General features: G+C 41.9%; 20 protein-coding genes. 7 read left to right on the top strand and 13 right to left on the bottom strand.

Annotation, left to right across the window (positions count from 1 at the left end):
* Positions 1 to 139 precede the first annotated feature (139 nt).
* Positions 140 to 994, top strand: a complete 855-nt coding sequence (locus H5993_RS00755; RefSeq protein ID WP_204775840.1) for a hypothetical protein — start codon at positions 140 to 142, stop codon at positions 992 to 994.
* A gap of 334 nt (positions 995 to 1328) precedes the next feature.
* Positions 1329 to 2234, top strand: a complete 906-nt coding sequence (locus H5993_RS00750; protein ID WP_204775839.1) for a metal ABC transporter solute-binding protein, Zn/Mn family — start codon at positions 1329 to 1331, stop codon at positions 2232 to 2234.
* A gap of 192 nt (positions 2235 to 2426) precedes the next feature.
* Here H5993_RS00750 and pnuC read toward each other — a convergent pair whose 3' ends face one another.
* The 4 genes from pnuC to map form a co-directional block, all read right to left on the bottom strand.
* A complete protein-coding gene (gene pnuC, locus H5993_RS00745; protein WP_204775838.1) occupies positions 2427 to 3152 on the bottom strand; it encodes a nicotinamide riboside transporter PnuC in 726 nt (241 codons plus the stop codon).
* Positions 3153 to 3154: 2 nt separating this feature from the next.
* A complete protein-coding gene (locus H5993_RS00740; RefSeq protein ID WP_204775837.1) occupies positions 3155 to 3889 on the bottom strand; it encodes a nucleoside phosphorylase in 735 nt (244 codons plus the stop codon).
* A complete protein-coding gene (locus H5993_RS00735; protein ID WP_204775836.1) occupies positions 3889 to 4557 on the bottom strand; it encodes a Crp/Fnr family transcriptional regulator in 669 nt (222 codons plus the stop codon). The genes H5993_RS00740 and H5993_RS00735 overlap by 1 nt, the downstream gene beginning before the upstream one ends.
* A 185-nt stretch (positions 4558 to 4742) precedes the next feature.
* The gene (gene map / locus H5993_RS00730) at positions 4743 to 5600 is read right to left on the bottom strand and encodes a type I methionyl aminopeptidase (protein ID WP_204775835.1); all 858 of its coding nucleotides are present in this window, start codon (positions 5598 to 5600) and stop codon (positions 4743 to 4745) included.
* A gap of 113 nt (positions 5601 to 5713) precedes the next feature.
* Between map and H5993_RS00725 the strand changes: the two genes are divergently transcribed.
* Both H5993_RS00725 and H5993_RS00720 read left to right on the top strand, forming a co-directional pair.
* Positions 5714 to 6163: a flavodoxin gene (locus tag H5993_RS00725; RefSeq protein WP_180871589.1), complete on the top strand. Its 450-nt coding sequence runs from the start codon at positions 5714 to 5716 to the stop codon at positions 6161 to 6163.
* Positions 6164 to 6175: 12 nt separating this feature from the next.
* The gene (locus H5993_RS00720; protein ID WP_204775834.1) at positions 6176 to 6610 is read left to right on the top strand and encodes a GtrA family protein; all 435 of its coding nucleotides are present in this window, start codon (positions 6176 to 6178) and stop codon (positions 6608 to 6610) included.
* 133 nt (positions 6611 to 6743) lie between these two features.
* On the opposite strand, the gene wecB is transcribed toward H5993_RS00720, so the two are convergent.
* Entirely contained in the window at positions 6744 to 7865 is a 1122-nt protein-coding gene (wecB, locus tag H5993_RS00715; protein WP_204775833.1) for a non-hydrolyzing UDP-N-acetylglucosamine 2-epimerase, read from the bottom strand.
* A 28-nt stretch (positions 7866 to 7893) separates the two neighbouring features.
* Positions 7894 to 8697, bottom strand: a complete 804-nt coding sequence (gene tpiA, locus H5993_RS00710; RefSeq protein ID WP_204775832.1) for a triose-phosphate isomerase — start codon at positions 8695 to 8697, stop codon at positions 7894 to 7896.
* Positions 8698 to 8822: 125 nt separating this feature from the next.
* Here tpiA and H5993_RS00705 point away from each other — a divergent pair, with 125 nt between their 5' ends.
* Complete coding sequence (locus H5993_RS00705; protein WP_239457926.1) at positions 8823 to 9530, top strand: matrixin family metalloprotease; 708 nt, start codon at positions 8823 to 8825, stop codon at positions 9528 to 9530.
* Positions 9531 to 9671: 141 nt separating this feature from the next.
* Here the strand turns inward: H5993_RS00705 and H5993_RS00700 are convergent, their stop codons facing one another.
* Genes H5993_RS00700 through murI form a run of 3 tightly spaced genes read right to left on the bottom strand, consistent with a single transcriptional unit; the run spans position 9672 to position 11584 of the window.
* Positions 9672 to 10193 carry a metallophosphoesterase family protein gene (locus tag H5993_RS00700; protein WP_204775831.1) on the bottom strand — a complete coding sequence of 174 codons (522 nt, stop codon included), beginning with the start codon at positions 10191 to 10193 and terminating at the stop codon, positions 9672 to 9674.
* Entirely contained in the window at positions 10193 to 10786 is a 594-nt protein-coding gene (locus H5993_RS00695; RefSeq protein ID WP_204775830.1) for an XTP/dITP diphosphatase, read from the bottom strand. The genes H5993_RS00700 and H5993_RS00695 overlap by 1 nt, the downstream gene beginning before the upstream one ends.
* Positions 10787 to 11584 carry a glutamate racemase gene (murI, locus tag H5993_RS00690; protein WP_204775829.1) on the bottom strand — a complete coding sequence of 266 codons (798 nt, stop codon included), beginning with the start codon at positions 11582 to 11584 and terminating at the stop codon, positions 10787 to 10789. It abuts the gene before it with no gap.
* A 153-nt stretch (positions 11585 to 11737) separates the two neighbouring features.
* Here murI and H5993_RS00685 point away from each other — a divergent pair, with 153 nt between their 5' ends.
* Positions 11738 to 12382 carry a YslB family protein gene (locus tag H5993_RS00685; protein WP_204775828.1) on the top strand — a complete coding sequence of 215 codons (645 nt, stop codon included), beginning with the start codon at positions 11738 to 11740 and terminating at the stop codon, positions 12380 to 12382.
* A 292-nt stretch (positions 12383 to 12674) separates the two neighbouring features.
* Here H5993_RS00685 and H5993_RS00680 read toward each other — a convergent pair whose 3' ends face one another.
* From H5993_RS00680 to H5993_RS00665, 4 genes are all read right to left on the bottom strand, one after another.
* Positions 12675 to 13385, bottom strand: coding sequence for an EAL domain-containing protein (locus tag H5993_RS00680; protein ID WP_204775827.1), 711 nt, complete (start codon positions 13383 to 13385; stop codon positions 12675 to 12677).
* Positions 13386 to 13750: 365 nt separating this feature from the next.
* Positions 13751 to 14065: a thioredoxin gene (trxA, locus tag H5993_RS00675; RefSeq protein WP_180871580.1), complete on the bottom strand. Its 315-nt coding sequence runs from the start codon at positions 14063 to 14065 to the stop codon at positions 13751 to 13753.
* Between the two features lie 102 nt (positions 14066 to 14167).
* The gene (locus H5993_RS00670) at positions 14168 to 16540 is read right to left on the bottom strand and encodes an endonuclease MutS2 (protein WP_204775826.1); all 2373 of its coding nucleotides are present in this window, start codon (positions 16538 to 16540) and stop codon (positions 14168 to 14170) included.
* A gap of 20 nt (positions 16541 to 16560) precedes the next feature.
* On the bottom strand, positions 16561 to 17088 hold the full coding sequence (locus H5993_RS00665; protein ID WP_180871578.1) for a CvpA family protein: 528 nt from the start codon (positions 17086 to 17088) through the stop codon (positions 16561 to 16563).
* A 65-nt stretch (positions 17089 to 17153) separates the two neighbouring features.
* On the opposite strand from H5993_RS00665, the gene rnhC reads away from it, so the two are divergent.
* Positions 17154 to 18059 (top strand): ribonuclease HIII, encoded by a 906-nt coding sequence (gene rnhC, locus H5993_RS00660; protein WP_204775825.1) that lies wholly within the window; start codon positions 17154 to 17156, stop codon positions 18057 to 18059.
* Positions 18060 to 18064: the final 5 nt, after the last annotated feature.

Below are 18064 nucleotides of genomic sequence, written 5' to 3'. Positions count from 1 at the left end.
AAGTATTATCGTAATGATACTTGCTTTTTACCTTTCTGTCCATCATCTTGCTTACTTTTAGTAGCTAAATCACTTTATCCTTGACCCACTATGTTATAATTATTAACAGAAATTTAAAATTTTGGAAGGAGAAGATGCGATGGTTACCCCAGGGCAATTTGGCAAACTAATTTTAACAGCTACCATCAGCGGTTGCTTAATGTCTTTACCGCTTGTGGGGCAAGCGGATCCGATTACTCCCAATGAACTGATTACTAATACTGCCGTCAATGAGACAAATTCAAATCAGACCAATTATCAACCGGCAACAACCACCCAATTTACACCAAATGAAGCGTCAGCCGATGTTTCCCCAGATGCTAATCCTGTCTCTCCCACGGTTGGCTTAGTAGCAATACCTAACGATCAGCCTTCTTCATCATTGACTGATCAAATTGCATCATCACAAGTTGTAAGCCCTTCACCTTCCCCTTCAGGATCATTAAATGAACAAGCTTCACCAGAAAAACCAAAACGTTATCATTACCATTTTACGTCACCACAATCTTTCCAACAGTGGTATCATGCTCCAGTAGACCAACTGCAAAGTGGCTATGCTATACCTGTGACTAGGCCATCAATTTTAGAGGTAAACCAAGAGTCCCAACCCCAACTTAGTCAACCACTAGCTAATTCACAACCACAACCTAACCAAGGTTCCCAACAGGAAATGACAGTCATGAAGACGACTCCAACTGAAACAATGCCAACTGACTATTCAACGAAAACACAACACCTTGTGTTTCCTTATCATCATCCACTGGTACTACCAACAGTTCAAGTCAAGCCAACCAAATCACTGGCAACCCATCTTAAATTAGATCCGGGACAAATAAATATTTTGGCTCGTGACTCAAAGATAATTCCAGTTATCATCGGAGCCTTACTCTTACTAACTATTTCTTGGGTTTTCAAAATTAACTTTCAACATAATAAATTAATGAAATTAAACTAAACAACGCGAGGCTACGGAGAAGAGCGATTATCTTCTTCGTAGCCTCGTTTGCTATATTCGCACTTTGATACACAGCATCTTAATTTCTTAATTGTAAACAACATGGTTCAGCCAGTATCCAACTAAGAAAACTAATTTACCAATACGATTAACTACGGCTCAGCGGGACTGCATTTTTCACTTCTTCTCATTGTTAATAAAACTATTTCGCGAATTAAACTGAATATCAAACAAATTCCAAATTTTAGCTTGCTTTTTTTCAAACAGCCATGTATATTCTTTCTAGATTAATAGTAATTATTACTATTTAGAAAAAATTTAGGAGGAATTATCCATGTCTAAAAAAGTTATCCTTGGAGTAATTAGCCTTTTGGTTATTATCCTTGGAGCGGTATTTTACTTTCATCATCAGCCAAACAATGATTCAAAACCATCGTCAATTCGGGTTGTTACGAGTCTGAATTTTTATGGTGAAGTTGCTACAGCAGTTGCTGGAAAACACGGGCAGGTTACTTCGATCATCAAAAGTGAAGCAACCGACCCTCATGATTTCAAGGTTACGACGAAAGAAGCGAAAGAAGTTAGTCAAGCGAACGTGATCATTACCAACGGTCTTGGCTACGATGGCTGGCTGACTAAACTGGTTAAATCCGCTGGTAAGGAAAAACAACAAATTGTTGTTGGCACAACAGTAGCTCACAAGCAAATGGGGGCCAACGAACATATCTGGTACCAACCGCAAACCATGGCTAAACTTGCTAATGTCCTAGCACAACGCTTTGGCCAACTTGACCCGACCCACAAAACGGAATTTAAGCAAAATGCTCAAGCATACCAAAAGAAGTTCAAAAAGTTGGACGCAACTATTCAAGCTAGCAAGCAACGTGTGCAAGCAACTAACAATCGCGTTGATGTCAGTGAACCGGTTTTCAACTATGCCTTAGCTAACCTTGGATACCAAATCAACAATTCTCACTTTGCCAAAGCAGTCGAAGATGGGACCGATCCTTCCCCAAAGGATATCCAAGAAATGAAAGCCGATATGCAAAACCATCGAATTGCTTTCTTTGTTAATAATCCTCAAGAAAGTAGTCCTGTTGTTAAAAACCTTCTTAAAACTGCAAAGCAAAATAACATTCCTGTTCTCAACATAACGGAAACCAAACCTAATGGTAAAACTTACGTCCAATGGATGCTAGATCAATATCAAGATTTGGAAAAGATTCAGGAAAAGGAATAGCTAACTATAAGGGAGATCGGGGCCACTTAGTTACTGTCTCGACCGACATTTGAAGCAAAAAAGGGGGGGGCTGGGAAGAAACGTGCGTTTCTTCCCAGCCCCTCTTGCATCTCCAAATGTTACTCAGTAACTAAGGTCAAAGCAGTAGCTGAATAGCAGTTGCTTCCCTAACGGTCGCACCAACCGATTTAGTTAACCCTGACCAGCTCCACCTTCATTATCGGCTTCTCCACTTGCCCAAACCTTCGTTGCATAGAAGGAATTAAAAAGTAACGCCGCTTGTAGGGCAACTTGTGAAAGAGCTGCGCCAAAAGTCCCGATATGAGTTGTCCCAGTTGCTACTTGAACTGCTAAAATTCCCCAGTAGATGATATTTGCTAAGTTAACCACAATCCAAAGCGACCAGTTTTCTTGGTACTTCAGAATGTAAAGAACTTGCGCAATAAAACTAACCACAAAGTTAATCGAATCAAAGTATGGTAGTTGTCCGTGGACCATCGCTAAAATCCACCACCCAATTGCCCAGGCAACAAATGCTCCAGCGAAAATTAAATTTCTAGTTTGTTTTGAGAAGCGTTTCGTAGCTTCATCATGTCCCCACATGAACCAGCCGATTGGTTGTGAAATTACATAGAAAATATCCATTGCAAACGATCCATAAGCATGGCTGATCCAAGCAACATAAGTCATCGCTAGACATTGAATTATCCCAAAGATAAAGGAAATCTTCCGTCCTTTCATCCCGTAGACCAAGCATAAAGTTCCGGCAACCCCTGATATCATCCCAATCCAACTATCGGGTGCAATAAGATAAACCACAATTTGTAAGGCTACTAGAATTAAGACATAGATAATTTCAAATTTTTTCCAATTCGTAAATAGTTGGTTATACCACCAACCGTGTTCTGCCTTTTCCATTATTATCCCTCCAAACTTTGATCACTTAAAATCTTAAATGCCAATTCTAAGGATGCAACTTCACCTTTAGCCATTAATTCATCCCCATCAACTAAATCATTGACACCGGCGGCTAAATCGCCTTCATAAAGAACCACGTTATTCAAAATTGATAGGGTCTTCATCCCTCGTTGACGGCCAACAACCATCATGGCACCGGATTCCATATCTGCTCCTACAATCCCTTTTTGTGACCAGAAAGCTTCGTACTCGGCATTATCATCCATATAAAAGCCATCATGTGACCTAATAATCCCGTAAATAGCCTCTGGCGCATACTTATGTGCTAAGGCTAAGAGATCAAAGGCAGGAACTGCTGGGTAAATCGCCGGAACGTATTTCTTGGTTAAGCCGTCATCACGGACGACTCCTTCACCAATAATTAACTCTCCAAGGTTAATTCCAGTTTGCATTGCTCCAGCTGAACCAACCCGAATTACTTTTTTTACGTTAACGTTGTTAAGTTCTTCGACCCCAATCGCGGCAGATGGTGCGCCAATTCCGGTCGACATTACCAAAATTCGTTTCCCTTGATAATCACCTAGTACTGACTTGTATTCTCGATTAAATGCCCATTCTTCAACATTCGTCAATAATTTAGTAGCTTTATCAACCCGCGCTGGATCACCAACAATTACCGCTGAATCAGTCTTGATTGCTGAAGTCAATTGGGTATGCGGTTGTTTTTCTTCTACCATTATGATTCCTCCTGTCGAACCAACTCTTTAAGTCCCTGCGGATCAAGAATCTGGATTGTTGAGTGTTGAATTTTAATCATTCCAAACTCATTCAGCCGCTTAACAACCCGATTAATGTTCCGGTACGAAGTATCAACATGGAAGGCGATTTGCTCACGAGTAATTGACTTATGTTGGTCATAACATTGCAAGCAATAAATACATACTTGTTGTAAGGCTGAATACAAGCTATAACGTTCTACTCGTTTAGTTAAATGGTAAATTTGTTCAGAAAGATTAACGAGGAGCTTATCTGCGAAACGATGATCGCAACTTATCCAAGTGACAAAAGCCTGATTTGGTATCTTTAACAAGGTTACAGGTGTAATATTAACGATTGAAGCACTATATGGCCGACGAATGATTGCCTCTTGCTCGCCAATAAACATCCCTGGCCCATAGACATCTAGAACCACACTTTTCCCACTTGGAGCAGCTAAATAAACTTTAACTTGACCAGATACAACTAGATAGGTAACGTCATAAGACTCATTTTGATAGAGTGCAAACTTACCAGCTTCAAACCTTACTACTTCAACTTGTTCTAAAACTCGCAATGGTGCTGACTGAAATAAATCATGTAACCGTGACTGTGAATCAATAACTTCAAAGACGGAGTTCAAATTCATTCTCATCACCTTTCATTATAAATAATACTGATTTATTATTTATAATACCATGTCATTGGTCCTAGCATTGTCAGCGTTTTCATACAAATGATGAACAAATTCATGTATTTTTCGGACAATTGTCCCTTAAACTTAAAAAGTTCTCCTGACGGTTTTACCCATCAAGAGAACCTCATTTTACTTAATTAAGCAAAGTGTTCCTTTACAACTTCATCGGCAACCTCAGCATAGTGGTCTAAGAAGCCAGCATATTCATCGTCATAAAGATAATCTTTATCAGCTACTGGGTCTTGAGAAGTCAAGATCTTTGGCCCGTCTTCCGTGATTACTAAGGTATGTTCGTATTGGCAAGAAAGCCCACCATCAGCTGTCTTAGCTAGCCAACCACTTGGATCAGAAGTGTCAGCCTTCCAAGTTCCCGTGTTAATCATGGGTTCAACCGTGATCGTCATTCCCTTCCGTAACCGGATCCCGTGACCAGCTTCACCATAGTGTGGAATCATTGGATCTTCGTGCATCGTGGGGCCGATTCCATGGCCAACAAATTCGCGCACATCACCATAGCCATTTTCGTCTTCTGTATAGTGTTGGATAACCGCACCAATGTCACCAACCCGGTTGCCAACTTTACATTGATCAATTCCCATAAAAAGGGACTTCTTGGTAACGTCCATTAGCTTTGCAACTTCTGGAGTTGCCTTGCCAACCACATAGGACCAACAAGAATCAGAGAAAGCGCCATCAAGGTTGACGACAGTGTCCACCTTAACCAAATCGCCTTCTTTTAAGATTAACTTTTTCCGGGGAAAACCGTGACAAATTTCATCGTTCACACTTACGCAAGTAGCGTACTTGTAGCCTTCAAAGCCAATTTGTGCCGCGATAGCACCAGTAGCTTTAAAGTACTTCCGGGCAAATTCTTCAATGACCCAACTTGAAACGCCGGGCTTAATAATTTGGCGAATTCCAAGATGCATCCCTGCTAAAACGGCCCCGGATTTTTCCATCGCACGGATTTCTCGAGGTGACTTTAAACTAATCATTCCGTTCATGCTCCTTACATTAAAAAATCTCACTCTCCAGTATATCACCAGTTTGGAACTTAAGAGTGTGATATACTGTATTTTGATTATTATTGAGGAAATAGGTGAAAAAAATGACAAAAGCAGTTGTAGTTTACGCAACCATTACTGGAAATAACGAAGATGTTGCTGACTTAGTAACTGATGCATTAGAAAACCTTGGCGTCGAAGTTGACGAAAAAGAAATCACAATGGCCGATGTCGCTGATTTTAATGACGCTGACATCTGTGTGGTTTGTCCATATACTTATGACGAAGGGGCCTTACCAGAAGAAGGTTTAGATTTCTACGATGACTTGCGAGAAGCCGACCTAACGGGTAAGATTTACGGGGTTGCTGGCTCCGGTGATACTTTCTATGCTGATGATTACTGCCGGGCCGTTGACGACTTTGGTAAAGCCTTTGAAGATGCCAATGCCACGAAAGGGTCAGAAAACCTCCACATTGACTTAGCCCCAGAAGCCGACGATGTTAAGAAGATTGACGCTTTCGCTGCCGAACTCGTTAAGCAAGCTAAAAATTAAACGGAGGCGTTCATGCAAGCACTGTGGCAAAAGTATAAATCAATCCTTGCCTATCTATTCTGGGGTGTGGTTACCACCATTGTTAATTTGGCCTCATACCAATGGCTAAGTACTGGCTTACACTGGAACTTTGAAGTTGCAACCGTCATCGCATGGTTCCTTTCAGTTTTAGTTGCCTACTTTACTAATAAGGTCTGGGTTTTTGGCTCCCATTACACGACGGTTAAAGCTTTCGTTGTTGAATTAATCCAGTTTTTCTTCTACCGGGGATTAACTCTCCTCCTCGACATGTTGATCGTCTACATTGGGGTTTCCTTGTTAGGTTTCCGATCACCGCTCGGCCAATTTATCGTTAAGATAATTGATAATATTCTCGTCGTCATTGCCAACTATGTCTTCTCAAAGTGGCTGATTTTCAAGTCCAATGAGAAAATGATGAAGAAATAAATCTTCAAGTCGACAAAAACAGCCTTGATAGATAAGTCAGCGGCTAGGAAGAAACTCATGTTTCTCCCTAGCCGCTTTGTCATCTCCGAATGTTATTCCAAGCCCTATTGCTTCGAGCAAATTTCTCCCACCACTACTTAATGAACCGTTTCTTTAATTCCGCAACAATCCGTTCGGCCGCATGTCCATCCCCAAAAATATCGGCACTCTCACTCACCATGGTCCGATATAAATGTTTGTCATTTAACAAATCAAACATGGCTTGTTGAATACTAGTTGGGTCGGTCCCAACTATTTTCGTAGTTTGGGCAAATAAGGCCTCTGGTCGTTCCGTATTTTGTCGCAGTAATAAGACTGGGCGGTGGAAAACAGTGGCTTCTTCGACCGTTCCAGCTGAATCGGTGAGAATCAAATAACTCCGGGCCGCAGTATTAATAAAATCCCCCAGTGTCATTAGTGGCATTAAATGGATTCGCTGATGATTAGCCAATAGTTGTTCTGCTAGCGAAAAGCTTTGGGAATCAAGCGGTAGTGGACAAATTAACTCCACATCAGGATTGGTTTCGACAATATCCCGCATCGTTCGCAGAACCCTTTCCATTGGTAAACCAGTATTTTCAATCCGTCCCATGGTTAACAAAATTATCCGGCAATGATCTGGTAGCCCAGCTAATAAGGCACTGGCGTATTTCGGATCGTATTCGTCTTGAACAACGTCAACGATCGGATTCCCCGTCACTACAATTTGTGTTTCTTCTTGATGCTCAAACAATAAATTTTCTTTTGCGGCTTCAGTTGGCGCAAAGTAAAGATCGGTCAAGGCATCTGTTAGCTGGCGGTGCATTTCGTCGGGAAAAGGTTCATGTTTGTCAAAAGTTCGTAAACCGGCCTCAATATGGGCAACTGGTAAGTGACAATAAAAGGCACTCAAACTAGCTGCTAAAGTCACAATGGTATCGCCCAAAGTCAACATAATATCAGGTTGAGCCGCGTTAACTACCGTCTGTAAATTATGCAACAAGCGACTTAATTCGTCCAACTTCCCCCGCTCATTTACTGGATCAACGTTGAGCTCAAAATCCGGTTTCAACCCAAAGTAATTCAAAACGGCATGAAGTTGCTGATACTTTTGGGAAGCCACCACTATAACCGGTTCAAAGTTAACTTGATCAGCTTGCATTGCCTTAATTACGGGGGCAAATTTAATTACTCCCGCCCGCGTACTGAGGGGGATCATCACTTTTAAATTTGCCATCTTCCCCCTCCTTTCAGGGTAAACTAAACTACTTCTTCTTGGTTTCGCTCACTTTAACTGCCTTTGGGGCATATAACTCAGCCACTCGCTTTACCATGGTTAAGAAATTATCCGCATCCAAACTTGCCCGGCCAATCAGAACCCCATCAATGTCCCGCTTGTCCATTATCTTTTGGATATTATCAGGGTTAACACTTCCCCCATATAAAATCCGGATCTTATCAGCCACCTCATAGGAATAAGTATCCGCGATACTTTGGCGAATTAACCGACAGCCTTCTTCCGCAAGCGTTGGATTAGCATGTTGACCAACCCCCACGGCCCAACTAGGTTCATAGGAAATAATCACGTTTTTAACTTGGTCGAAGGAAACCCCATGTAAAACGTTCATTAATTGGGCAAAAACATAGTGAACTTCACCGTTAAATTCCTTTTGAACCATCGTTTCATCAGTACAAATAATCGGGGTCATGCCCGCTTGCAAAACAGCGGCAACTTTTTTGGCCACCAGGTCATTATCTTCGTGAAAAATCGTTCGCCGCTCAATATGCCCACACATTACATACTTAACCCCGGCCGCTGCCAAAGCACGGGGGCTTACTTCACCCGTGAAGGGTCCAGAAAATTGATCATAAGAATTCTGTGCAATAATCCCTAAATTAATCCCTTGTGTCTGTTGGACCATCGGGTATAAGGCCAAGAAGTGTGCCGCAATCCCACAAGTTAAAATTTCTTCACTTGGGAGCCGCCGTTTAACTTCCTCAACAAATTGTAGTGCATCATCGACCGTCTTATGCATTTTCCAGTTTGCTGCGATAAAAGGCTTTCGCATTTCAAACCCTCCATTTTCGATAAATTGATTTTAATTTTCATAGCTTAAGTGTATCATATTACTACTATCTATGAATCAATTTTGCAATCGTTTCCAGAAAATATCTAAGTTAGGAAGTGGCTTTGATGCGGTTTCGACGACTAATTTCGCTCTTATTTTACCTAATCTTACTTGTTGGCGGAATGCATTTTTATCAAACTAATTTAAATTTTCAAACTCGAGTTAATATCGGAATTGCTGCCGTTAAAGATTATATCAATCGTTTTCAAGCAAGTTTTGATGATCCTTCGACCACTAAAACAACTAAACAAACCACTAAAGCTACCATAAAGACCGATAACGATACTAACGGCCGGTGGACAAGTCCTAAAGCAACGATCTACCTTGATTTTCAAAACCAGACCCTTGATGATGCGATGCGAGAAGCTATTAATGCTTGGAACGCGACGGGAGCATTTACCTTTCAAATTGTAAATAATAAAAAAGCTGCTAATCTAATTGCGACAACAATGCAAAACAATCAAGATCAAGCGGCTGGTTTAACTGATATGTCAATTAACACTGCTACCGGTTATTTCATGGATGGCCACGTTTATTTAAACACGGCTTACCTTTTAAACCCAGAGTACGGTTATACTCATGAACGGATTGTTAACACGGCTGAACATGAGCTTGGTCACGCAATTGGTCTCAGTCATACCAATCAAATTTCGGTAATGCAACCAGCTGGTTCTAATTACGGGATTCAACAAATTGATATTACCGATGTCCAACGATTATACGCTAAAGCGCCAACTACAAGTACCAAGCAAACAACGGTTAATAATAATTAGCCGTAGGGAGAAAGCCTCCCCACCACCCTAACCCGCAATTATCGTGCTCAGAGTTACTAAAAGCGAGAGTGGAAGAAACTCAAGTTTCTTCTACTCTCGCTTTTTCGGTTAATGGTTTGATTTCTTTCTACCAATTATTCATTAAATTCTTTTTAAACTAAATTGTAATTCACTAACTGGTTGACACTGCCGATTATAATATTGAACTTCAAAGGTGGTTGAAGTAACTTCAACCGTTGCAAAAGTTCCCCCTAAACGAGCATATTTACCCCGTGGTTGACTGATACTTCCCGGATTAATGAATAAAGTCCCCTTAACAACTTCGCATCCCAATTGGTGAGTATGACCAAAGCCCATAATTAAAGCTTGCTTCTCCCGTACAAGCATCAACAAGGGGGTTAAGCTAGTATTAACCTGATACTTATGACCGTGCGTAATTACCACTTTACCTTCTGGAAATTCTTTTTCCACAATGGTGGGATAAGTAATCCCCCAGTCCGTATTTCCAATCACGGTTTGGTAAGGTGTCATTACCGGATCATTACTTGGTAAATTTGAATCTCCACAGTGGAAAAAAGCATCCACTTTCCCGTTAAAGTGGTCATAAATGGTTTGCAGAATTTGGGCATCCCCATGATTATCACTAACTAATAAGATTTTCATTAATCTTCCCACCAATCATTAAAGTTAGCCATGAATTGCCGCAAGGCGCGTCCCCGGTGGCTAATCGCATTCTTTTGATCATCCGTAAGGTTCCCCATTGAAGTACCAAGCTCGTCAACATAGAATAATGGATCATAACCAAACCCATGAGTCCCCGTCAATCTCATTAGGATGTGGCCCTGCACTTCACCGTCAGCCACTAATTTGGTGCCATCCGGTTTCATCCCAACAATTGTTGTGTGAAAGTGAGCCGTCCGCTTTTCTGGCGCAACGTCCGCCAACTCGCGAAGTAACTTAGTATTATTAGCCGCATCATCATGATCACCGGCATAGCGGGCTGACCGGACTCCGGGCGCCCCATTTAAGGCATCAACGACTAAACCTGAATCATCCGCTAATACCGGGAGCTTCAAGTGTTGACAAGCCGTCTGCGCTTTAATCGTGGCATTTTCTTCAAAGGTCGTCCCATTTTCATCAATCTTAAACGGGGGAAAATCAGCTAAGGTCTTAACTTCAATCCCTTTTGGAGCTAACATTTCACTAAATTCCCGGGCCTTTCCCGGATTTTTAGTTGCAATTACAATTGTTGCCATCTATCTTCCTCCTAATTTTAGTTGATGATAAGTCATTGGTGCCGGAGCAAGCCATTGATCAGCTCCTTGTTTTAAATCAGTGATTTCTCCAGTCGTATACAGGGTTAATTCGCCCCCAGTTGGATTTAACTGATCTTGTTGCGTTAATTGTTTTTTTACGGTAGCAACAACTTCGACTGCCGGATCAACTAATGGAACTGCCCCGAGGGTTTGGTGAATTTCTGGGGCTAAGAATGGAAAATGAGTACATCCCAAAATTAAGGTATCCACCTTTGCCGTTTTAAAACTAGCTAGTTGTTCATCAACTGCCGCTTGAGCTTGCTTGGTCCCTGTTAAATGGTGTTCAACGATACTTACCAAGGGTTGAGTAGCCTTGGTAATCACTGTTGTAGCTGGGGATTGATGTTTAATCTCTTTTACATAGGCTCCGTCATTGATCGTTGCTGTCGTCGCAATGACCCCAATTCGGGCATGCTTTTGCTGAGCCAAAGCAGCTTTAACTCCCGGCACAATCATCCCAATCACCGGAATTGGAATGGCCGCTTGCAAATTAGGTAAGGCTGTTGCCGTGGCTGTATTGCACGCCACTACCATCATCTTAACATCTTGGGTGACTAAAAACCGGCCGATCGCAAGTGCTAACTGCTGAATATCACTTGGCGTCCGCGTTCCATAAGGAAAATGTCCTTGGTCACCTACAAAAACTAAGGATTCATGCGGAAGCTTTTCTTGTAAAATTCGAGCAACTGACAGGCCACCTAGGCCAGAATCCATTACTCCAATTGGTCGCTTATCCATTGTTTCACACTCTTTCGTTTTAATCGTTTTTTTACTTGAAACTACATTATTATCTTTTCCCATCACTTTTGCAAGTTTTCGTTAAATTCACTAGGTTTACGGCCAGCTTTTTTGTATAATAAAACCCGATTGACAAATAAGGAAGTAAACCAAATGACCCAAAAACTTTATGATCAACTTTCAAATAGTGTTCGGGGAATCAATGCGGCAACGATGCGCGACGTTTTGTTACCCCTAATTTTAGGGAACGAGACTAACGGAATTCTTTACTGGGTTGGTAAAGATCTTGCCCGACAATTCCCAGTTGCCTCAGTATCAGAGTTGGTCACTCTGACTCACCAACTTGGCCTTGGCAACTTAAAGTTAATTACCAAAAAAGATAATACTCGTACTTGGGAACTTAGTGGCCCGGTTGTTGAAGAACGGGTCGGCATCAAAAAAGAAAACACCTCTTTTACCCTGGAAGCTGGTTTTCTCGCAAAGGAAATTGAATTCCAGCTTAGCCGTTTAACCGAAGCTAAAGTAACTGAACTAAAAAAAGACCGGGTTACCATTACTACGGAAAGTGAAGCCGTCACTGATGAAGGTGAAGTTGAATTAGTTACCTTCATTAAGTTGGCCGACCAAGCACTAACTTCAGAAACTAATGCGGAGTCAACTGAGGCTCCGGAAAAAGTGCCGCATCACAAGTTAACCCGCAGTGAAAAACGCCAACAAAAAATCAAAGCACGGGCCGCCAAAAAAGCCGCCAAGCTGGCAGCTAAGCAAGCTAAACAACAAGCAAAAAAAGTTAAGTAAAAACTTTCCTGACGGCCTGAAAGGGTTAAATCATGAGGTTAGGTGTCAAGAGAGTACAAAGGTTTATTTGATAGTAACCCATGACTCTGCAAAGGTCGCCCTATGCAAAACTTGTGATAAAAAGACCCACTCTTTACCGATAAGTAAACCGGAGAAAATTCGGAAACCGAATTCTACTCCGGCTTTTTCTTATCCCAGAGCGGTTGTATCCACTTTAACTTTTCCCGATGGAAATAGATTGACTTAAATCCAAAAAAGTTCAGCGTAATTAACCCTGAACAAACCTTTCTTCTCATACAACTATCAGTTGACTTACCGGAAATGGCTTTTGCCAGTAGTAGCCTTGCTGGAGAACATAATCTTTTTTTACTAACTCAGCTGCAACGGCTTCCGTTTCGATGCCTTCAACCACAAATTCAATTTTGACCGATTGCGCAAACTTCGCCCACAAATCCAATACATTCTTAACCTGATCTGGTGAAAGCTTCTGAAAAGCAATTAAGGAAATCTTAGCCCGATCAATATAGGCTAAGTTCTGGGCAACCACTTGAAGCGAAAACTGTCCGCTTGAAACATCATCAAAGGAGATTTTATATCCAAGTTTCCGTAAACGTGCAATATAATCAGAAAATTGATCAAGGTGGTTATTCAATTCCGCTACTCGTTCGGTCACTTCAATCGTTAAGCGCGAGGAAACCGCTCGTAACCGCTTTAAATAGCACCAAGTATCTGAATAAGCCAATTGCCAAGGATCAATGTTTATTGCAAAATTTGCATTGCAACGTTGCGTTAAGCTAGTTAATTGATCAACCATCCAATCTTCAAGTTCTTTACGAACTAAAGCCTGGGTTTTTAAAGCTTGGAAAAATTGGACCGGGAAGCCTCCCGTCTGCTTGTCACGAAGCAAAATTTCATAATCATTAACTTGATGACCAAGGGCCTTATCAATCCGGCAGATGGGTTGGCAGTACAGCTCTAATTGATTATTAATCCGACTTCCCATGTGATTCGCTCCCATTTCTTGATGACTAAGATTTTAGCAAATTTTACTCCTCTAAACGCACTCTGTTCATTTTTTGTAACAACTCAAAGTAAGCAAAGGTTGGTAAAATAATTTAATAGATAAATTTGCTTAAAATCTCATTTATTTCCAGGGATCAAGCAACCGATTGCATCTTCGAATTTAAATTATCTTTATTATAAGTTATTTTGGTGGCTTTATGAAAAATAACAACTTAACATTATAAATCAAATATAATAAATCGTGGTAGGAATTGATTTTGATCATTTTTACATATTCGTAGCGGATCAAGAATAATAAAAAAGGAGTCACGTTGGTTCAACCTAACCTTCGTAACTCCCGCTTTTTTACAGGTATTGTTCTAATACTTGCTTTAATTGTTCTTTGCTGTGGTAACCAACTACTTGGTCAACTACCTTTCCATCCTTCTTAACCAGTAAAGTTGGGATACTCATAATCCGGAACTTTTGAGCCGTTTCGGGGTTAGCGTCAACATCAAGTTTGTTAAAAGTAACTTGATCCCCCATTTCTTCAGATAATGCTTCTACTACTGGCGACTGCATCCGACAAGGACCACACCAAGTTGCCCAGAAATCAGTTAAGGTTACCCCGGTTTGCGTATCTTGTTCAAAAGTTTGATCAGTCGTAACTGCTACAGCCATGCGATTTTCCTCCTTTAAACAAATGGAACGTTTTATTTCTATATTCATAATTCTACCAAACTTGGTGAATAGTTCAAATGATCTGCCTACTTTTTGTAAGTCTTATTCAAAATAAACAATCGTGGCCCCATCCCCACCATTACTTGGTGATGCGTAAGAGAACGATTTAACCCGCCGGTTACTTCGTAAGTACTCTTGGGTCATCTTCCGTAGGGCCCCGGTTCCCTTCCCATGAATAATTGTGACACTCGGTAAGTTATTTAACAGCGCGTGGTCAATAAAGTCTGAAAGCTCGCTTTGGGCTTGTTCATAACGATGCCCCCGTAAATCAAGGCGAGCTCCAGTCTTCCGGGTTTGAACTGTGCGGACCCGCATCCGCTTTGGGGCTTTGTCCTTTTGCTTTTGAAGTTGCTTTTTGGAAATTTTTTCCAGATCTGCTTCATCAATTTCCAGCTTCAAAATCCCAAGTTGCACTTCCCACTTGTGATGGCCTCGCTTACTCATCAACTCCCCTTGCTGGCCATAAGACTTAACCAAGACGGCATCCCCAACGTGAAGGTCATGCTTGGCCTTAGCTCGTTGAAGGACCGAATTATGCTTCAAGCGTGGATTCTGGTGAAGGGCATTTAAAGCACCTTGAGCATCAATTAACTCGTGTTCTTTTACTGAGCGCCCTTGTTGCATTTCTAATTGCCGTAAATGGTGGATAATTTGATCCGCCTTCCGCTTAGCTTGGGAAACTTCGTGGTTCGCTTTCTTGCGGGCATCTTCATAGAGTTTATCCCGTTGCTCGTTGAAACGATCGAGTTTCTGGGTTAATTCTGCATTTTTGGCTTCACTATCCGCCAAAGTCTTAGTTAAAGCTTCATTTTTCTCGCGAACTTCTTTCCGTTGCTCAACTAAATCACCAATCATGGCATTAAGTTCTTGGCTATCATCCTCAACTAGGGATTCAGCCATTTGAATTACTGCTCGATCAAGGCCAAGGCGCCTAGCAATCGCAATCCCATTTGATTGTCCAGGGATTCCCAAAAGGAGCCGGTAAGTTGGCTTGAGGGTTTCTTGATCAAATTCCATTGAAGCGTTAATCGTTTGCTCCCGGTCGTAACCATAAACCTTTAGTTCCGGATAGTGGGTCGTAACCACCACTTCAGCACCGATCGTTCCAATCTGATCCAAAATCGCCATCGCTAAGGCGGCCCCTTCCTTTGGGTCCGTCCCAGCTCCCAATTCATCAAGGAGAACGAGCGATTTCGTAGTCATCGATTCGAGGATCTGTTTAACATTTTCCATGTGGCCAGAGAAGGTCGATAAGTTTTGTTCAAGCGATTGTTCATCCCCGATATCCGCAAAAATATTATCGAAGACTGCGACCTTCGAATTCTCGTTGGCGGTAATAAAGAGTCCTGCTTGGGCCATCAATTGAATCGTTCCAAGGGTCTTTAAAGTAATTGTCTTCCCACCAGTGTTGGGCCCTGTAATCACAATTGCCTGGTAATCTTTACCTAAGATAATATCGTTGGCAACCACTTGCTGCGGATCAATCAATGGATGGCGAGCTTGGCGTAAGTAAACTTCCCCTTGATCATTCACAATTGGTAGACTCGCCTTAGTTGCCGCTGCCAGCTTCGCCTTGGCATTGATGAAGTCCAAGTGACCCAGAATCTTTTCATTATCCCCAATTTCTTGCCGATAAGGGGTAATTAATTTTGAAAGTTCCGCTAAGACGCGCCGCACTTCTTGGCGTTCTTCAATTTGCGCCGACCGCAACCGGTTATTTAATTCCATTGCACTTGCCGGTTCAATGTACAAAGTTTGCCCACTAGCTGATTGGTCGTGAACGATCCCGCCAAATTGATTCCGGTATTTCGCAATCACCGGAATCACATACCGGTCATCCCGAATAGTAATAATTGGCTCTGACAGATGCTTAGCCGCTTTTCCCCGCGTATAACGTTCCAAAGCTTGCCGAATTTCACCTTCAGTCTGCGTGATTAATTGCCGCAAACCGTGTAACTTTGAAGAGGCTTCATCAGTCACCCGGCCATCCGGATCAATTGCCACTAAAAGACGTTTAGTAATGTTAGGAATCGTTACCAAGCGACCAACCGAGTTAGTGATTGTCCGGAGCTGAACCTTTTTTTCAGCTAACTGATCAAAGAAGTTTTGGACCGCCATACTAGCACGTAAAACTTGACCAATTTGGGCCAATTCCGTTCCATTTAAACTAGCCTGTACCTTTAACCGCTTTAATTGTGGGGTTACATCGGCTAAACTTGGCAGGGGAATTCCCCCTTCAAGTCGCAGGACATCGGCCCCATCTTCAGTCTCAGCTAACCAATGATTAATTGTCGTTAAATCGGTTGCTGGTGTCAGAGATTGAACCTCCCGTTGCCCCGCTGCTGAAGCGAGATATGGAGTTAATTGCCCCTTAATTTTATTAAATTCAAGTGTGGCTAGAATCTTATCATTCATCAATTTCTCCCCCTATCGTTCTACAGCCAATTAAAAACTGCCCGCGCTAAGCCCGGTGTTTTTTGGATCATCAACTGGGCAAGCCCTGATTCCGCCAATTGATTTTGCCACCAGGTACCTGGTAAGTATTGGAAAACCACAAGTAACATAAAGATAATCACATAACCCACTAAAAAGCTCAGAACCGCTCCGCTATAACGATTAACAGTACCAACTACTGGAACCTTCTTAATAAACCGCAGACTCCGCATTAACCACCGGCCTAAAAAACTGGTTCCCCAAAAAATTACCATGAATGCCACACCATGGTAAAAGAAAGTATTCGTGCTGGTTGTGACTAGACTAGCGGAACTTGCAGCACTGCCATGGTTACCAATTGCCGGTAAGACACTCGCTAGCGCGTTTCCCAACGGTTCGGCCGCAAACCGGGCTAAAAACCAACCACAGAAATAGGTAGTGGTTGAAAGTAAAATTTGGACTAATCCCCGCTCCTTGCCGTTAATAAAGCAGCCTAAAAGGAGCACTAAAATCGCAGTTGTTAAAATCATAAGCGATCCTCTTTAAAAAATTTGGTAAGATTAATTATACACTCTCAATGTGAAAGGAGATTGAAATGCAAGCTGTTATCAAAGTTACCCCCGACCAATTAGATAAAATGGCTTCAACCTATCCTGCTAACCGCAAATTGCCAAATGGGGCGGTTTTTGCTAGTAAGATTACTGGAGCAACCATTACTGGTTATAAATCTGGCAAGGTCCTCTTTCAAGGTCCACTCGCGGAAAAAGAAGCTGACCGTTGGGGGACAATCGTAACTTCTAATTCACCAAGTAAATCAGCTCCCGACCTGCCTCCCAATTTTGACCATTTAGCCGTTTTAGGTTCGGATGAAGTGGGAACTGGAGCTTACTTTGGCCCTTTGACGACCGCTGCCGTTTTTGTTCCAGCGGATCAAGTTGACGCGCTCATTAAACGCGGGGTAAAAGATTCAAAAAAGCTAACTGACCCTAAAATTTTAGAACTAGCAAAGACAATCGAAGAAAGCTGTCCTTACCATGTTTTAGACCTTGCCCCTCATGATTATAATCGGCTAATTAATCAATATAACCAGGCTCAACTAAAGGCCCTCTGTCATAACTTTGTCTTATTAAAAGTGTTGGATAAAATTGCTCCCACTAAGCCGGATGCGATCCTAATTGACCAATTTGTCCAGGCTAAGACCTACTTTAACTATTTAAAAGGACAAGCGCGTATTTTAAGGGAGCGAGTTTATTTTAAAGAAAAAGGTGAAAGTTATCACGTCGCCGTTGCCGCCGCTTCAATCGTTGCTCGCGCCTATTCCCTAGCAACCATGAATCAGCTTTCTGATGAGGCTGGAATGACCTTACCAATCGGTGCTGGGAGTAAGGTTGACCAAGTAGCCATAAAACTTGCCAAAGCAGGTAAGGATCTTGATCACTTTGCCAAGCTCCACTTTGGCAATACGAACAAGGTTAAGCAAGCCCTTAAAAAAGTTAACTAAAAATT

It is taken from the genome of Limosilactobacillus alvi (genome assembly GCF_016900115.1).
Classification (GTDB): domain Bacteria; phylum Bacillota; class Bacilli; order Lactobacillales; family Lactobacillaceae; genus Limosilactobacillus; species Limosilactobacillus alvi.
The sequence above is the reverse complement of the archived record's forward strand: the minus strand, read 5'-3'. Positions and strand labels throughout refer to the sequence as shown.

Excerpts from the sequence above, each read along its gene's own strand:
- H5993_RS00735 (WP_204775836.1), bottom strand. The coding sequence starts at position 4,557 with ATGAATTTGAACTCCGTCTTTGAAGTTATTGATTCACAGTCACGGTTA.
- H5993_RS00680 (WP_204775827.1), bottom strand. The coding sequence starts at position 13,385 with ATGGGAAGTCGGATTAATAATCAATTAGAGCTGTACTGCCAACCCATC.
- rnhC (WP_204775825.1), top strand. The coding sequence starts at position 17,154 with ATGCAAGCTGTTATCAAAGTTACCCCCGACCAATTAGATAAAATGGCT.
- H5993_RS00755 (WP_204775840.1), top strand. The coding sequence starts at position 140 with ATGGTTACCCCAGGGCAATTTGGCAAACTAATTTTAACAGCTACCATC.
- H5993_RS00705 (WP_239457926.1), top strand. The coding sequence starts at position 8,823 with ATGCGGTTTCGACGACTAATTTCGCTCTTATTTTACCTAATCTTACTT.
- pnuC (WP_204775838.1), bottom strand. The coding sequence starts at position 3,152 with ATGGAAAAGGCAGAACACGGTTGGTGGTATAACCAACTATTTACGAAT.
- tpiA (WP_204775832.1), bottom strand. The coding sequence starts at position 8,697 with ATGCGAAAGCCTTTTATCGCAGCAAACTGGAAAATGCATAAGACGGTC.
- H5993_RS00700 (WP_204775831.1), bottom strand. The coding sequence starts at position 10,193 with ATGAAAATCTTATTAGTTAGTGATAATCATGGGGATGCCCAAATTCTG.
- murI (WP_204775829.1), bottom strand. The coding sequence starts at position 11,584 with ATGGATAAGCGACCAATTGGAGTAATGGATTCTGGCCTAGGTGGCCTG.
- H5993_RS00665 (WP_180871578.1), bottom strand. The coding sequence starts at position 17,088 with ATGATTTTAACAACTGCGATTTTAGTGCTCCTTTTAGGCTGCTTTATT.
- H5993_RS00695 (WP_204775830.1), bottom strand. The coding sequence starts at position 10,786 with ATGGCAACAATTGTAATTGCAACTAAAAATCCGGGAAAGGCCCGGGAA.
- H5993_RS00670 (WP_204775826.1), bottom strand. The coding sequence starts at position 16,540 with ATGAATGATAAGATTCTAGCCACACTTGAATTTAATAAAATTAAGGGG.
- H5993_RS00725 (WP_180871589.1), top strand. The coding sequence starts at position 5,714 with ATGACAAAAGCAGTTGTAGTTTACGCAACCATTACTGGAAATAACGAA.
- H5993_RS00720 (WP_204775834.1), top strand. The coding sequence starts at position 6,176 with ATGCAAGCACTGTGGCAAAAGTATAAATCAATCCTTGCCTATCTATTC.
- H5993_RS00685 (WP_204775828.1), top strand. The coding sequence starts at position 11,738 with ATGACCCAAAAACTTTATGATCAACTTTCAAATAGTGTTCGGGGAATC.
- map (WP_204775835.1), bottom strand. The coding sequence starts at position 5,600 with ATGATTAGTTTAAAGTCACCTCGAGAAATCCGTGCGATGGAAAAATCC.
- H5993_RS00740 (WP_204775837.1), bottom strand. The coding sequence starts at position 3,889 with ATGGTAGAAGAAAAACAACCGCATACCCAATTGACTTCAGCAATCAAG.
- trxA (WP_180871580.1), bottom strand. The coding sequence starts at position 14,065 with ATGGCTGTAGCAGTTACGACTGATCAAACTTTTGAACAAGATACGCAA.
- H5993_RS00750 (WP_204775839.1), top strand. The coding sequence starts at position 1,329 with ATGTCTAAAAAAGTTATCCTTGGAGTAATTAGCCTTTTGGTTATTATC.
- wecB (WP_204775833.1), bottom strand. The coding sequence starts at position 7,865 with ATGGCAAATTTAAAAGTGATGATCCCCCTCAGTACGCGGGCGGGAGTA.